The sequence below is a fragment of the Compostibacter hankyongensis genome (assembly GCF_039541075.1).
Lineage (GTDB): Bacteria > Bacteroidota > Bacteroidia > Chitinophagales > Chitinophagaceae > Compostibacter > Compostibacter hankyongensis.
Map to the genome: position 1 here is coordinate 849,861 of NZ_BAABFN010000002.1, position 14,906 is coordinate 864,766.

Annotated in this window: 16 protein-coding genes; 8 read left to right on the top strand and 8 right to left on the bottom strand. The window is 55.9% G+C overall.

What is annotated here, in order from left to right; genetic code table 11:
• Positions 1-134 precede the first annotated feature (134 nt).
• From ABD851_RS08285 to fbp, 4 genes are all read right to left on the bottom strand, one after another.
• On the bottom strand, positions 135-1,280 hold the full coding sequence (locus ABD851_RS08285) for a helix-turn-helix domain-containing protein (protein WP_344978123.1): 1,146 nt from the start codon (positions 1,278-1,280) through the stop codon (positions 135-137).
• Positions 1,281-1,341: 61 nt separating this feature from the next.
• Positions 1,342-2,514, bottom strand: coding sequence for a prolipoprotein diacylglyceryl transferase (locus ABD851_RS08290; RefSeq protein ID WP_344978125.1), 1,173 nt, complete (start codon positions 2,512-2,514; stop codon positions 1,342-1,344).
• 30 nt (positions 2,515-2,544) lie between these two features.
• Positions 2,545-3,312 (bottom strand): ABC transporter ATP-binding protein, encoded by a 768-nt coding sequence (locus tag ABD851_RS08295; RefSeq protein ID WP_344978127.1) that lies wholly within the window; start codon positions 3,310-3,312, stop codon positions 2,545-2,547.
• A 9-nt stretch (positions 3,313-3,321) separates the two neighbouring features.
• A complete protein-coding gene (fbp, locus tag ABD851_RS08300) occupies positions 3,322-4,341 on the bottom strand; it encodes a class 1 fructose-bisphosphatase (protein WP_344978129.1) in 1,020 nt (339 codons plus the stop codon).
• Positions 4,342-4,575: 234 nt separating this feature from the next.
• Here fbp and ABD851_RS08305 point away from each other — a divergent pair, with 234 nt between their 5' ends.
• Complete coding sequence (locus ABD851_RS08305; protein WP_344978131.1) at positions 4,576-5,841, top strand: aspartate kinase; 1,266 nt, start codon at positions 4,576-4,578, stop codon at positions 5,839-5,841.
• Between the two features lie 6 nt (positions 5,842-5,847).
• Here ABD851_RS08305 and ABD851_RS08310 read toward each other — a convergent pair whose 3' ends face one another.
• The 3 genes from ABD851_RS08310 to ABD851_RS08320 form a co-directional block, all read right to left on the bottom strand.
• Entirely contained in the window at positions 5,848-6,672 is an 825-nt protein-coding gene (locus ABD851_RS08310) for a L,D-transpeptidase family protein (RefSeq protein ID WP_344978133.1), read from the bottom strand.
• Between the two features lie 126 nt (positions 6,673-6,798).
• A complete protein-coding gene (locus ABD851_RS08315; RefSeq protein ID WP_344978135.1) occupies positions 6,799-7,791 on the bottom strand; it encodes an aldo/keto reductase in 993 nt (330 codons plus the stop codon).
• Positions 7,792-7,857: 66 nt separating this feature from the next.
• Positions 7,858-8,430 carry a hypothetical protein gene (locus tag ABD851_RS08320; protein WP_344978137.1) on the bottom strand — a complete coding sequence of 191 codons (573 nt, stop codon included), beginning with the start codon at positions 8,428-8,430 and terminating at the stop codon, positions 7,858-7,860.
• A gap of 122 nt (positions 8,431-8,552) precedes the next feature.
• On the opposite strand from ABD851_RS08320, the gene ABD851_RS08325 reads away from it, so the two are divergent.
• From ABD851_RS08325 to ABD851_RS08350, 6 genes are all read left to right on the top strand, one after another.
• A complete protein-coding gene (locus ABD851_RS08325) occupies positions 8,553-9,575 on the top strand; it encodes a tetratricopeptide repeat protein (RefSeq protein WP_344978139.1) in 1,023 nt (340 codons plus the stop codon).
• A gap of 56 nt (positions 9,576-9,631) precedes the next feature.
• Positions 9,632-10,291 carry a ribulose-phosphate 3-epimerase gene (rpe, locus tag ABD851_RS08330; protein ID WP_344978141.1) on the top strand — a complete coding sequence of 220 codons (660 nt, stop codon included), beginning with the start codon at positions 9,632-9,634 and terminating at the stop codon, positions 10,289-10,291.
• Positions 10,292-10,511: 220 nt separating this feature from the next.
• The gene (locus tag ABD851_RS08335) at positions 10,512-11,492 is read left to right on the top strand and encodes a PhoH family protein (RefSeq protein ID WP_344978143.1); all 981 of its coding nucleotides are present in this window, start codon (positions 10,512-10,514) and stop codon (positions 11,490-11,492) included.
• Positions 11,437-12,219, top strand: coding sequence for a C40 family peptidase (locus ABD851_RS08340; RefSeq protein WP_344978145.1), 783 nt, complete (start codon positions 11,437-11,439; stop codon positions 12,217-12,219). Before ABD851_RS08335 ends, ABD851_RS08340 begins: the two co-directional genes overlap by 56 nt.
• A gap of 67 nt (positions 12,220-12,286) precedes the next feature.
• Entirely contained in the window at positions 12,287-12,790 is a 504-nt protein-coding gene (locus tag ABD851_RS08345) for a nuclear transport factor 2 family protein (protein ID WP_344978147.1), read from the top strand.
• Between the two features lie 66 nt (positions 12,791-12,856).
• Positions 12,857-13,414 carry an inorganic diphosphatase gene (locus ABD851_RS08350; protein WP_344978150.1) on the top strand — a complete coding sequence of 186 codons (558 nt, stop codon included), beginning with the start codon at positions 12,857-12,859 and terminating at the stop codon, positions 13,412-13,414.
• On the opposite strand, the gene ABD851_RS08355 is transcribed toward ABD851_RS08350, so the two are convergent.
• Complete coding sequence (locus ABD851_RS08355; protein ID WP_344978152.1) at positions 13,411-14,208, bottom strand: C40 family peptidase; 798 nt, start codon at positions 14,206-14,208, stop codon at positions 13,411-13,413. The two genes, ABD851_RS08350 and ABD851_RS08355, sit on opposite strands and share 4 nt — an antisense overlap.
• 95 nt (positions 14,209-14,303) lie before the next feature.
• Between ABD851_RS08355 and ABD851_RS08360 the strand changes: the two genes are divergently transcribed.
• Positions 14,304-14,852 (top strand): hypothetical protein, encoded by a 549-nt coding sequence (locus tag ABD851_RS08360; protein WP_344978154.1) that lies wholly within the window; start codon positions 14,304-14,306, stop codon positions 14,850-14,852.
• The last annotated feature ends 54 nt before the right edge of the window (positions 14,853-14,906 follow it).

Below are 14,906 nucleotides of genomic sequence, written 5' to 3' on the forward strand. Positions count from 1 at the left end.
AGATGCGCTTAAAACGCAGGAACACAACCCCGGAAAAACACAGGACGGCAGGGACGCAATCCCGGCGGTAAATTTCCGCCAAAACCGTAAAATGAAGCGCATTATCCAGTGCTCAGATCCGGATTTGAGCGCTGTTAAACAGGAGAAGAACCGGAAACGGATGTTCCGGCAGAGACAACCTGACTCCGGTAAACGGAAGGGGACATCCCGGTGGTTTGCTTGAAAATACGCTGGAAGCTGGCGGAGGAATTGAACCCGCATTCGGAGGCAATGCCGGCGATGGTCCAGCGGTCCACCTCCGGCTGCAACAGCTTTTCCTTAAAAGCCTCCACCCGGTAGGCATTCACAAACTCGTTGAAATTCTTATGCAGGTGCTGGTTCAGGACGGCGGATATCGTCTTGGGCGCAATCCCGGTATGGCGCGCCAAACCCTGCAGGTTGAGCAGCGGGTCCAGGTATAGCCTGTCGTCTTCCATGGCCTTTTTCAGAATGGCAAGTATCCGGCCGGCGGCAGCATCCTCCAGGACCGCAGATTTGCCCAATCCCTTTTTGACGCCCTGCCGGGCCTGCTGAGCCATCAGGTATCCTTTTATTCCCAGCCAGTAGACCAGCACCGCCAGGGGTACATACAGGGGATACCAGTCAAACACATCCAGCATCATATTGGTGTAACGGGGAATCACATAAGGGATCAGATAAAGCAGCCACAGCACCTGGAAACCTAAGAATCCACGGGTAAGCTGTTGCAGCCAGCGCAGCCGGGCAGGGTCATAGAAGATAGTGAGATTCTCGCTTTTTATTTTAAATGAATGAATATTTTTTATTGATAACCAAGTATACGTACTGACAGATATCCATCTCGGAATATCTGAATATACATTATAGGTATCGATAAAACGCCCCCAGGGCTGAGGGTGTCTTGGAATGAGACCGGTAGCCAGGCCGGCAAAATACAGCATGGCGGTAAGCTGGGGGACGCAGTCGATCACCACCGGATAAAAGTGGATCCACAGCCGCCTGCTCATTTTAAAACCGGGATCCAGGGAAGATTTTACATAGAAAAAGATGAGCGGACCAAAAGGCATCACCACGATCATCGGTACAAAGTAGGAGATCAGCTCGGGGATACCACGGTCAAACCAGCCCTGAAAGCTGCCATAGAGGTCAAGACAGGCCAGGGCGATCAGGAAGATCAGCAGGGCCAGCAGACGGTTCGTCTGCCGGTCTTTCCCCGAGTAAAAAAGCAACACACTGATCACAAACCCTTGTGCAGCACCCAATAAGATAATTGTTCTAAATAATCCCGATGCAAAGGTCATATCGCTGTTAGCGCCTATCCGTTCAGCCGGCAGTCTTTGCCGGGATCAAAGGCAGCGCGGCATGTTTTTTCCGCACATAGAGGATCAGCCCGATCCCGCTGATCACCAGCAGCGTAGAGATGATCTCCGCCTGCGTGGGGCTGATGCCCAGGAAATGATACCGGGTATTTACCCGAATGGTTTCTACAAGAAATCTTTCTATTCCTGTGAAAATGAAATAAATACCGAACATCATACCCGGACGGGTAATCTTCTTCCGGATGCTCCATAGCACGCCGAAAAGGATCAGGCAGGCGATCACTTCATACAACGGAGTGGGGTACACGCCATGCGGCAGCTGGAAGCAATGCGGCCCTTCGCAGCCCGGGATAGGAACGCCGGCATTGTTCACATTATGCGGGTAGGTATAGCTCCAGAGCCAGTCCGGCAGCCCGGCAAAAGGCTTCGGATGGGGGTTCTCGATACCCCAGTCCCCGTCGCCCGCCATATGACAGCCGATGCGGCCCAGCCCGTAGGCCAGCATAAGCGCAGGGGCGGCGCTGTCCACCAGGTGCCAGCCGCTGATCTGCTTGCTGCGGGCATACCAGATGATGGCGATGGCCGCCACGATCAGCCCCCCGTAAAAGGTGAGTCCGCTGAAAGAGAAGAAGCTGCCTACCGGGTCGGCCATATAGCTGTTCCAGTTTTCCAGCCCGTCGAAGATCTTGGCCCCCACCAGACCGCCGATGGCGGCCAGCACGGTAAAGTCGCCCACCCGCTGATGGGGCATCACCGTTCTTTTCTCCTGCCGGGGCGGATCCAGCCGGCGCTTTTTCTTATCGCGGTACCTCAGAAATACAAACAGGGCGGCAAAGGCAAGGGCACCCGGCCAGTTACCCTCGACGGACAGCAGCACCTGCTGGGGATTAGCGGAGAAGGCGGACCAGTGGGAAAGGGCATATACGAGCTTAAAACCAATGATGAAACCCAATATCCCGTTCCACAGCAGCTCTCCCGTACCGGCCGGCCTACCTACCCAGTAAGATTCCGTTACGCCCTTCATCCAGCCCAGCTCTTCCCGTCTTTTCAACTCCCGCATCAGCGTATAGGCGGCCCCCAGGAAGGCGACCACGACAAAGAAGCCAAAGGTCTGTATGGGCAGCGGCACACGGATGCCAAGCAGGTCATGTAGCAGATCGGAAACTGTAGGATACATAGGCTAAAAATACAAACAGGTAATCAATATTCAATCGCCCCTCCACTCCCGGCCGGTAAGCTGGATAAACACGTCTTCCAGGTTGGCCTTTTTTACGGCGCGCGGACGCTCAAACCCGCCCGCTACCAGCTCGTCGATCAGCGCGTCCGGCGAATTCAGGGCAATGATCCTGCCGCTGTCCACGATGGCCACCCGGTCGCAGAGGTATTCGGCTTCGTCCATATAGTGAGTGGTGATGACAATAGTAGCGCCCTGACCGCGCACCTTCCGGATCAGCTCCCAAAGGTTGCGCCGGGCCTGCGGATCCAGGCCGGTGGTAGGTTCGTCCAGGAAGATGATCCTGGGCTGGTTGATCAGGGTGGTGGCAATAGAAAAGCGCTGCTGCTGGCCTCCGGACAAGGCTTTGTACCGGACCTTCGCCTTGTCGCCGAGGTTCACCATCTCCAGGTATTCCATCGGCTTTACCTTCCGGTTGTACAGCCCGGCAAACAGCTCGATGAGCTCTGTCAGGTTCAGCCCGGGATAATAGCCGGAGCTCTGCAGCTGCACGCCGATCATCTTTTTGATCTGTTCCGGGTGCTCGTCGAGGCTGAAACCGCCCACCCATACCTCGCCGGAAGTTTTTTCCCGCAGGGTCTCGATGATCTCGAGGGTGGTGGATTTCCCCGCTCCGTTGGGCCCGAGCAGCCCGAATATCTCTCCTTCCCGCACCCCGAAGCTGATGCCGTCTACCGCCGTGAAATCGCCGTACTTTTTTACAAGCTCTTTTACCTCGATGATCTGCTGCGGAGCGCTCATGGCTGCAAGTTACATTGCATTCGTCAAAAAATCTTCCAGTTTTTCCATCATATGCCGGGAACCGATATACATGGGAGTGCGCTGGTGAATGGCGGTGGGCTGTACATCCAGCACCCGCTGCCCTGCCGCGGTCAGCGCTTTTCCGCCGGCCACTTCCACGATAAAGGCCATGGGATTGCATTCATACAGGAGGCGCAGCTTGCCCGAAGGGCGGTCCGACGTACCGGGATAAATAAAGATGCCGCCCTTGATCAGGTTGCGGTGAATATCGGCTACCATCGAGCCGATATACCGGTGGGTATAAGGACGGCCGCTGCCGGGGTCGCGATGCATACAGTAACGCACATATTCTTTGACGGGCTCATCGTATTTCTCCATATTCCCCAGGTTCACCGAAAAAATATTGCCGTCCGGGGGACATTTCAGGTTGGGATGCGAAAGACAGAACTCCCCGATGGACGGGTCGAGCGTAAATCCGTTCACCCCCCGGCGGGTGGCATATACCAGGATGGTGGAAGACCCGTATATGATATACCCTGCCGCCACCACGCAGTTACCCGGCTGCAGGAAATCGTCCTTTGTACAGGGCGTTCCGCGCGGGGTCACCCGCCGGTGCACGGAAAAGATAGTGCCGATGGAGACGTTTACATCGATATTGCCGGAGCCGTCCAGCGGGTCCATCAGCAATACGTACTTGGACTGGTTGCTCAGCGGATCGTCAAACACCAGGATATCCTCGTTCTCCTCCGATCCTACCCCGGCGCAGTTGATGCCGCCCTGCAGCACGCTGATGAACTGCTGGTTGGAAAAGATATCCAGCTTTTTTACATCTTCGCCCTGAACATTGATCCTGCCTGCATCGCCAAGGATATCCACCAGCCCCGCCTGGCTGACTTCCACATTCACCCGTTTGGCCGCCAGGCCGATGTCGCGGAGCAGGCCGGAGAGCTCGCCGGTAGCCGCCGGGAAATTACGGAGTTCCTGGATGGTGAACTCCCCCAGGGTCATGATCTTACGTTGCGGATTCATCTTAGCACAGTCTATTTGATAAAAATGCGCCTAAATTACTATAAAAACCGCTGATCTTCCTTTCGTTGTGCCGGAGCCGGCTTTATTTTTTTATTGGTTTAAAGAATGCGAACTTTGCCCCCGGTTTTTTTATCCGGTCACGGTTATCTTTAGATGACCATCCTGCCTGAGGCAGGATCGAAGAATATCAAAGCGATATCATTACGACCGGTTTCAACCGTTACAGCAGTAGTTATGAAGGTTTTTAAATTTGGGGGCGCCAGCCTGACCGGGATCGACCAGATCCGGAATGTGGCCGGCATCATCCGTCCCTTTTCCGGCACAGAGCTGGTGGTGGTGGTATCCGCCATCGGGCAGACCACCAACGAGCTGGAAAAAGTAGCCATCCACTATTACCGGCGACAGCGGGAAACGGCAGCGCGGCTGCTGCAGAACATCAAGCAGTCCCATCTCGAAATTGCCGAGGCCCTGCTCCGCGATCCCGAGCATGCTGCCATCGAGTGTATGCGCCGCTTTTTTACCGAGGCCGAATGGCGGCTCGGCGAAAAGCCTTACCTGCCTTTCGACTATTATTATGACCAGCTGGTGAGTCTGGGAGAGCTGCTTTCGTCGATTATCGTAAGCGCCTATCTGAAGGATGAAGGTATCGGCAACGAATGGCTGGATGTACGCAGCGTTCTCCGGACCGACGCCACCTACCGCGATGCGCAGGTAGACTGGCCTTACAGCAGCCAGCAGATGACCGAAAAGGTACTGCCGCTGCTCCGGCAGCACGGCCTGCTGTTAACCCAGGGCTTCATCGGCTCCACGGCGGAAGGGCATACCACCACCCTCGGCCGGGAAGGCAGCGACTATACGGCGGCCCTCTTTACCAACATGCTGAACGCGGAAAGCCTGACGATCTGGAAAGACGTGGAGGGATTAAAAAACGCCGACCCCAAGCTGTTTGCCGATACCATCAGCATACGGGAGATCAATTACCGCGAAGTCATCGAGATGGCCTACTACGGCGCAAGGGTGATCCATCCCAAGACCATCAAGCCGCTGCAGAACAAAAAGATACCGCTGTATGTGAAATGCTTCCTGGACCCGGAGCTTCCGGGCACCGTCATCCATGAAGGAGATCACTCGCGTCAGCTGCCGCCCCTGATCGTATTAAAACAGAAGCAGGTGCTGCTGACCATTACTTCCCGGGATTTTTCCTTTATCACGGAAGACAAGATCAGCGATATCTACGATATCTTCCACGGATTGAATATTCATATCAACCTCACACAGAACGGCGCCATCAGCTTCTCCTGCTGCATCGAGCACGACGGGGAAAAAATAGAAAGGCTGATCAAGACCCTTCACCGGGATTTCAGCGTGAATTACCACGAAGGGCTGGAGCTGCTCACCATCCGGCATTACCAGCCGGAGCTGCTGGAAAGCTTTACCGCGGGACGCACGCTGCTGCTGGAGCAGCGTGCACCGCAGACAGTACAGTTTGTGCTGAAATGACCGCGGCTACTGGGGCGCGCCCACCGGCTCGGTAAAAGCCGTCGGGGCAGCAGGCTTTGCGGCCGCATTCGGCGCCGGCCGGTATTCCTGCAGCACATAGTTGCCCTTGCTGTCGAACATCACCACGGGCAGCTCATGGGTCTCTTCAAAATAATCGTAAGCTTTTTTCAGGTTCAGCCAGAACCGCTGGGATACGTCATCGGTAAGCGATACGCTGCCGAGATAATCCAGCGACCGTTTATTGTTAAAACGGATGGGGAAGATATGTACGGGGATATAGTCCTGTCCCAGGCTGCGCGCATGCGCGGCCAGCAGATACACTTCCTCTACCTGGGGATTGGTGAGCGGAATACAGCCGACGGTAACGCAGCTGCCGTGTATATAAATGCCCCCGCCCGGGGTTTCCTTATCTCCGTGCAGGCGGTCGGAGAAGTTGGGATAGTTAAGCCCCAGCGACAGGTGGTAAAGGCTGTTGGGATTAAATTCGTTGACGTAGTAAAAACCTTCCGGCACCTGGCGGTCGCCCTCCCGGCGTTTCGGGCCCATGGTCCCGGACAGCGCGCAGACACGGTAGCGCTTAAAAAGCGTAAAGGTATCGGAGGGCGCATTCTTTACCCATACCTCCAGCTCGCTGTCGTATTTAAAAGACCGCAGATAGATATACCGGGCGGGGTACGTCAGTCCCTTGGCGGCAAAGGCTTTCCTGAGCTCAAATTCTTTCTGCGCATATGCTTCCCGGAATTTTGCGGAATGCATCTGCTGCTGCATAAAAGACTGTCCATGTAATTGTACCGCCCAGCACAATGCCAACAGCACCCCTATTTGCTTCATCGGAAAAATAATTTGTTCTTTTACAGGCCTGCAGATGGAAATATTCCCTGTAAAATTACAAAAGCTTTGGCAACCCGTACATGCGGGTAGCGCTTTTTTTGCAGAAAAAGGAACGCGGCAGCGGCCTCAGGCCAGCCGGAGCGCCTCCAGCTCCCGGCTGATGAGCTGCAGCTCCTCTTCCGACAGGCGGATGGCGGCTGCCCTGGCATTCTCCTGCGCCTGCCGGGCGTCGCGGGCGCCGACCAGGGCAACGGTAATGCCGGGCTGCGCGATGGTCCAGCGGATGACCAGCTGCGCGATGCTGGCCTTCTTTTCTTCGGCCAGCGGGCGCAGCTTTTCCAGAAAAGCGTTGATGCGCCGGATGTTTTCAGGCTGATAGTAACGCATGCCCGAACGGTGATCGTCGTTTTCAAAAACATGCTCAGGAGAAAATTTGCCGGTGAGCACACCCCGCTGCAGGGGGCTGTATACGAGGATCCCTTTGCCGTGCTCCAGACAATAGGGCACTACCGCTTTCTCTATATCCCGGAGCACCATGCTGTAAGGAACCTGGTTGGACGCCAGCGGCAGCGTTTGCTCCGCCTCCCGCATCTGATCTGCCGAATAGTTGCACACCCCGGCAGCCCGTACCTTGCCCTGCTCGATCAGGCGCTGCACCGCTTCCATCGTTTCCGCAATGGGAGTGGTGGCATCCGGCCAGTGCTGCTGGTACAGGTCAATATAATCGGTTCCCAGCCTGCGGAGACTATCCTCGCATTCTTTGATGACACTTTCCCTGCCGGCATACTGGTACACGGCGATATCTTTTCCCGCAGCGTCCTGGCTGCGCATCTTCAGCACCCCTTTTTCCAGATCCCATCGCATGCCGAATTTGGTGAGCAGCAGCACCCGTTCACGTGGAACACCTTCCAGGGCTTCCTTCACCAGCTCTTCACTCAGCCCCTGACCGTATACCGGAGCGGTATCGATGGTGTTGACGCCTTCATCCAGCGCGGCGCGTATGGCGCTGATGGCGGCCTTGCGGTCCGTGCCGCCCCACATCCACCCGCCGATGGCCCAGGCGCCGAAGGTAATTACCGATGCTTTCAGATCGCTGCTACCGATTTGTCTGTATTCCATAAAACTGTTGTGGCTTGTTACCCTGCGAATATCCGAAAGTCTGCATAAAATGAAAAACGCAAAGGATCAGCGGTTCATATCCGGGGTAACTGCATGGAGGATGGCGGCGGCGGATGCGCTTTTCCCCGCCTGTATGTTAACGGACCCATCGGCCGACAGGCCGGCGGCGTCATTTGTCTGTCCCCCGGTTTCCAGCGGAGAAGAGCTGATGATCTGATAGGTGGCCGCTGTGTCGAAGACCAGCTTGTTCTCCCCTGCCTTCAGCACATAAGGATTACAGTCGATATCCCCCGAAAGCTCGGTGATCTGGCACACATACTGATGGCCCAGCAACTCATTCGCATATACGAAGCCGATAACGATGCTCTTGTAGCCCGAGTCAATGGTGATGGTCTCCGATGTTTCACCCTGCGCAAGCGCTCCCAGCATAAAGCTTTTATGGGTGGTGTCCTCCTCGATCTCGGCGGCGGTTTTGCCGCGGTAGGCCACGATAACGGAATTGGAAAAGTCGATATCCCCTTTGTTCTCGAGGGTAACGGTAGTCTTCTTTTTGGCAGGAGCATCATCGCCGGACTTCGAGCAGGATACGGCTCCGATGGCGATGGCCGCCAGCAAGATCAGCGTGGCATAGGTCTTCATAACAAATTTTTTTTCACCATCGCCCGCCAAAACCATGCCATCAGAAAAAGAGGATTTGCGCTTTCCCGTTTTGTTGCGGAGTCCGGTATGAAGGAACAGTCGATGACCCTTATCTTTGCCGCATGGCCCGTTCTCTTTTTCCGGCGTTCCTTATCGCATGCCTGCTGCTGGCAGGCAGCAGCTGCCGCCATGCCGACCGGCAGGCGGGAGACAAAGCCGCTGCGCAGCTGTCGCCGGAAGCGGCGGCCTGGACGGATTCCATCCGCGCTCATCCGGACAGCGCCCGTTTTTACGCAGAGCGTGCCCGGGCTTTCTACCGGCAAAAACAATATGTACCCGCCGGCCGCGATCTGGAGAAAGCCATACAGCTCAGTCCTGCAGAGGCCGGCTACTATTTTGCCCTGGGCGAAACCGAGGATGCGCTGGGAAAATGGCAGCAGGCGGCGGGTCATTTCCGGCAGGCCCTGCAAAAAGCGCCCGCCAACCCGCAGCCCTACCTCCGGCTGGCCTATATCTATTTCCAGCACCGGCAGTACCCGGCCGCCCTGCAGCTGCTGGACAGTCTGCTGGATCAACATCCCGGAACGGCGGAGGGCTATGGCCTGCGCTCACAGGTGCTGCAGGAAAAAGGCGATACGCTGGCCGCCCTGCCCGACATGCGCAAAGCGGTGACCCTGCAGCCCGGTAACTACGATGCGCTCATGGCGCTGGGCGACCTGCTCGGCCATCTCCGGAAAAACGAAGCCCTGCGCTGGTACCGGCGGGCCTACCTGCTGGACACCACCCGGGCCGAGCCCCTGTATGCGCAAGCCGTCTTCCACGAACAGCAGCACGATCTGTCCGCCGCCCTGGAGCAGTACCGGCAATCTATAAGCACAGACCGCTATTATATACCGGCCTACCTGGGCCTGGGGAAAATTTATATGCGCGGCCGACAATGGAAGCAGGCGCTGCATATTTTTACGATGGCCACCCAGGTGGAGCCTGCCGGCGCCGAAGCCTTTTATCAGCGGGGCCGTTGTTACGAAGCGCTGGACGACAGCCACCGGGCAGTGGAAGATTACCGTCAGGCGGCCGCGCTGGATAGTGGTTATGAGGCTCCGCGGACAGCGCTGGAGCGCCTGCACAGCGGCGGGAAAAAATAAAGACGGCTCACGGTTAACCCCTGAAAAGATTATCTTTAAACCTTAAAACACACGCTTTGCAAACAAAAAAAATATACGTTGCCCCCTCCCTCCTGTCGGCCAATTTCCTGCAGCTGGACCGGGAAATAGATATGATCAACAACAGCGAGGCAGACTGGCTGCATTTCGATGTGATGGACGGAAATTTCGTACCCAATATCAGCTTTGGCCTCCCTATCCTCGCGCAGGTAAAGCAGCAGATCAAAAAGCCCCTGGACGTTCACCTGATGATCACCGCACCGGAGCGCTATGCGGAAGCTTTCCGCGAAGCGGGCGCCGATCACCTCACCGTTCATTACGAAGCCTGTCCGCACCTGCACCGCAACATACAGCAGATCCGGCAGCTGGGCATGAAAGCCGGTGTGGCCATCAATCCCCATACTTCCGTATCGCTGCTGGCCGATATCATCCGGGACGTGGACATCGTGCTGGTGATGAGCGTTAATCCCGGTTTCGGAGGGCAGGAATTTATCGAGCATTCCCTGACCAAGGTCCGGCAGCTCCGGCAGCTGATCAACGATACGTCATCCGGCGCCCTGATAGAGATAGACGGGGGGGTAACGCTGGAAAATGCCTCGCGGCTGGCCGATGCGGGCTGCGATGTGCTGGTGGCCGGCAATACGGTTTTCAACAGCGACAACCCCGCTGCCGTGATCCGCCAGCTCAAGCTTGGATAAAGAGCGGCAGCGTAACGCCGTTATCCCGGTTTGCATTTTCTTGAATATCTTTGAAACTGTTTAACGTCACAAGATAAAACAGAACATGAGGAAGGCATTCATCATGACAGATCGGAAATCGACTGTAAAGTTAAGCGGGAAGCCTTCCTGGAAAATGGCTACAAGGTGCTTCAGCGGTAAAAGCAGAAGCTCTTTTTCATCTTTGAAATCCATGTGAACCTTGACAGACACGATCATTAACCTGGATACCGTTAACCCCGTAGAGTTCTTTGGCACCAACAACGGGAAGCTGGATATCCTCAAAAAAAAATTCCCCCTGCTGAAGATTCTCTCCCGGGGTACACAGCTGAAGCTTTCGGGAGCCCCGGAAGAAATCGATACGGCACGGGAAAAGATCGGGCAGGTAGTGAAATATCTGGAGCGCAACGGACACCTGAGCGAACAGTATTTTGAACAGATCCTCGGGGAGGACGGCGCCGACCAGTTTGCCGAACAGAACAGCAACGATGTGCTGGTGCTGGGGCCCAACGGGCGTATGGTAAAGGCCCGTACCGCCAATCAGAAAAAAATGGTGAGCCTGGCCGGCAAAAACGATATCGTCTTTGCCATCGGCCCCGCGGGAACGGGAAAGACCTATACGGCGGTAGCGCTGGCTGTGCGGGCGCTGAAAAACAAGGCCGTCCGGAAGATCATCCTGACGCGCCCTGCCGTGGAAGCGGGAGAAAGCCTGGGCTTTCTGCCCGGCGATCTCAAGGAAAAAATAGATCCTTACCTGCGCCCCCTTTACGATGCCCTGGACGATATGATACCGGCCGACAAGCTCAGCTATTACATGGCCACCCGCGTCATCGAGATCGCGCCCCTGGCGTATATGAGAGGCAGGACTTTGGATCACTCCTTTATCATACTCGATGAAGCGCAGAATGCCACTGACCTGCAGCTGAAAATGTTCCTGACCCGCATCGGGGCTTCCGCCAAGGCCATCATTACGGGCGATCTTACCCAGGTGGACCTTCCGAGAAATCAGCAGTCCGGCCTCCTGAAGGCCACCCGTATTCTCCGGCATATCGACGGTATCGGGTACCTGGAGCTCGATGAGGAAGATGTGGTCCGCCACCGCCTCGTAAAAGCCATTATCAAGGCGTATGAAAAAGATCACGAACAGGAAGTACCCGCCGCCCCGCGGCAGCGCCATCCTTAGAACAGGTCTGCGCCTGGCGCTGCTGCTGGCCACACTGACCGCCGGTATGGCTTTTTATCCCGGCATAAAAGAACTGCGCCTGTCCGGCGCTCCACGCGCCGTCCGCCCTGTTCCCCATCCGGCCCCCCGCTCGCTCCGCATGCCCGCCTGGTATAAAACCGACCCCGCGGCCACCCGGCGCTACCGGAGAGCCCTTACCCTCATCGGCTCAGCCGGCCCTTCGCTGAAGGACGGCGATCTTGTACTCCGTACCGGGAACGATTTTACCAGCCAGGTGCTGCGGCAGTTTTCCTTCCGCGACAAGACCTATTCCCACGGCGGCATCGTACATATCGAAAACGGCATTCCCTACGTGTACCACGCGCTCGGCGGGGAAGACAACCCCGATGCGGCGCTCCGCCGGGAACGCTTTGAAAACTTCTGCGACCCCGTTCACAACCTCGGCTTCGGCATTTACCGCTACAGCCTCTCCGGCTGCGAAAAGCACCGGCTGGACAGCGTCGTAGCCCTGTTCTACCGGCAAAAGCTGCCTTTCGACCTGCAGTTCGACCTGCACACCAACAACAGGATGTACTGCGCGGAATTTATATACAAAGCGCTCCGGCTGGCGACGGGCGACGATGGCTATCTGCCCCTTTCCCACCTGCCGGGGTTTACCTATGTGGCAGTGGACAACCTCTTCCTGAATCCGCATGCCACCGAGGTCTGTCGCGTTACCTATCGTTAGCCCTATACTTTTTTGTTGGTTCAGGGCTTAACCGCTATTTTTGCGTGGACATCATAAATCTTTCCTGATGCAAAAATTCCTGTTTCTCCTCTCTTTTGTGTTATTGACGATCAGCGCTTTGCCCGGCTGCAGGAAAGATAATGACCCGAAAGGCGTTGCCCTGAAATTTCTCAGCGCCATCCAGCAGATGCATTATGAAGAAGCCAAGCAATATGCCACCGAAAGCAGCAAAAGCATGCTCGATGCGCTGGCTTCCTTCCAGAAGATGATGCCGGCTTCCGCCCGGGAAAAATACCAGCATGAGCAATTCGAGATAAAGCATGTGGAGCAAAACGGACAGGAAGCCACCGTTTACTACACCAACAAATCCGACACTACCGTACAACGGACCCTGAAGCTGCTCCGCGAAAAGGGAAAATGGAAGGTAGCCTTTACCAAGGATACCCTCATGCCCGATCTGACGAGCCCCTCCATGCCGGACTCCATCGGGGAATCTGCGCTGCCGGTGCCGCCGGGAGATTCCGCTGTCCGCGACAGCTCCGCTCCCGCCCCTGACAGCCCGGGGGAATAAGGATTTCTCCCCTTTCTCCCTTACCTTTGCAGCGCTGTTTTTACTGATTGTAATATAAAAGCTGTTATGTTTAACCCCTGGCATCACGTGGCCGCAGGCGACCGTATACCGCAATATGTAAACGGGATCATAGAAATACCCAAAGGCTCGCGGGCGAAATACGAGCTGGATAAGGACAGCGGCATGCTGAAGCTGGACCGGGTGCTGTACTCTTCCGTATACTACCCGGCTAACTACGGCTTCATTCCCCGTACCTACTGCGCCGACAAGGACCCGCTGGATATCCTTATCTTTTCCCAGATCGACCTGGTGCCCCTCTGTGTCGTGGAAGCCAAAGTCATCGGCGTCATGCAAATGACGGACAACGGCGAAGCGGACGACAAGATCATTGCCGTAGCGGCCAATGACGTAAGCATTAACCACGTGAACGATATCTCCGAGCTCCCGCCGCATTTTGTCCACGAGCTGCGGCATTTCTTTGAGGAATACAAGACGCTGGAAAATAAAAAAGTGATTGTAGAGGAATTTCAACAGCGGGATACTGCAGAAAAGATCGTTCTCGACAGCCTCGAAGATTATAAAAAATATATCCTTCCCCTTACGGAAGGCACTCCCTTCGCCTAATCCCCGAGCCGGGGAGACACGGAAAATATCCCCGTACGCCGGATGCTGCAGAGACGGTGACTGCGCCGCCCGGTTTCCCGGTTGCATATGCCCGATGCATCAAAGACATCGACCCTTACTTTTTCCGAAGCATGGATGATTTCCCCCTGCTCCAGCAGGATACCCACATGCGTGACCCGCCCTCCGGGATCATCAAAAAACGCCAGGTCACCGCAACGGGCTTCCTCCGGAGAACCCACTACCACGCCGGTTTCCGCTTGCTGCCAGGCATCCCTGGGAAGATAATGCCCGAGCAGCCTGAACACCGTTTGGGTAAATCCCGAGCAATCTACGCCGAAAACAGACTTTCCGCCCCAGAGGTAAGCCGTATTCAGGAAGCAGAAGGCATATTGCCGCAGCAGTCCGGCTGTGGCCGCCCCGACCGCCGGAGCAATGGAGCTGCCTTGGTATTCCAGCAAAAGATCGCCCCAGCGCGCCATCCCGGCCTGAAAGCCCGTGAGGGGGCAGCCCAGGGGCAACCACATGGGAATATCATTGATTTTCATCATATTAATGAAGTCCCCGGTATACGATGTCGGCCCTGATGATACCGGCGCATGTTCCAGCACCTGTACCTGTCCGGCACTGCACCAGCCTTCGTAACCGTCATACCCGTTCCGTACCCGCAGCCAGCCGCCGCTATCTTCCAGCAACGCCGCCGTTTCCCCGAACAACAGCTGCGAAACCTGCTCCTGTTTATGCGCGGGACCGCCGCGAAGGGGCATAACCGGCACTGTACAAACGGCAAATGGCATGTTAATTGTTAAACAGAATGATAAAAACCGGCAGAAGGCCGTTATCCGTAAATATATTAAATTGCTGAAAACTATCTTATCATCACCGTTTGCGCATGGCACAATCGTTAAGAAATTTGTCGGATAAGGAATTGCTGCTTCGCATCGAAAGAGCGCCGGATCATGAAGCCATAGGCATACTGCTGGAACGGTACAGTCACCTGATCGCCGCAGTCAGCCTTTTTTACCTGAAAGACCGGGATAATGTCAATAAAGCCATCGAGAAAACGCTGCACCAGCTTAACATAGACCTCCAGAACAGGAAGATAACACAGCTCAATAGGCGGGTATACCATATCGCTACGCGGCAATGTATGCAGATCTTACAGGAAAGTCGTAACTTAGAGGGGAAGACGCCACAGCCGGCGACGGGCAAGAACCTGTTTATCGGCGGACGTACGGACGCCGCTCCTCCCGCTGCGCAACTTACGGCGGCCTTCCGCAGGCTGGCTCCCGAAGACCAGGAGTATCTGCAGGATTTCTACCTGAACCGGCAGCCGCTGGCGGCGCTTGCCCGGAAAAACGGGACCACCGCCCGGCAGGTGCTCATCAAAATACGCCGTATCCGGCAGCAGCTGTTCGAGCAGGCCGATTCCGCATCCTGAAAGGCATGGCCCGGATGCAGATGCTGACGCCCGGAAAACGAAATATCAGAAACA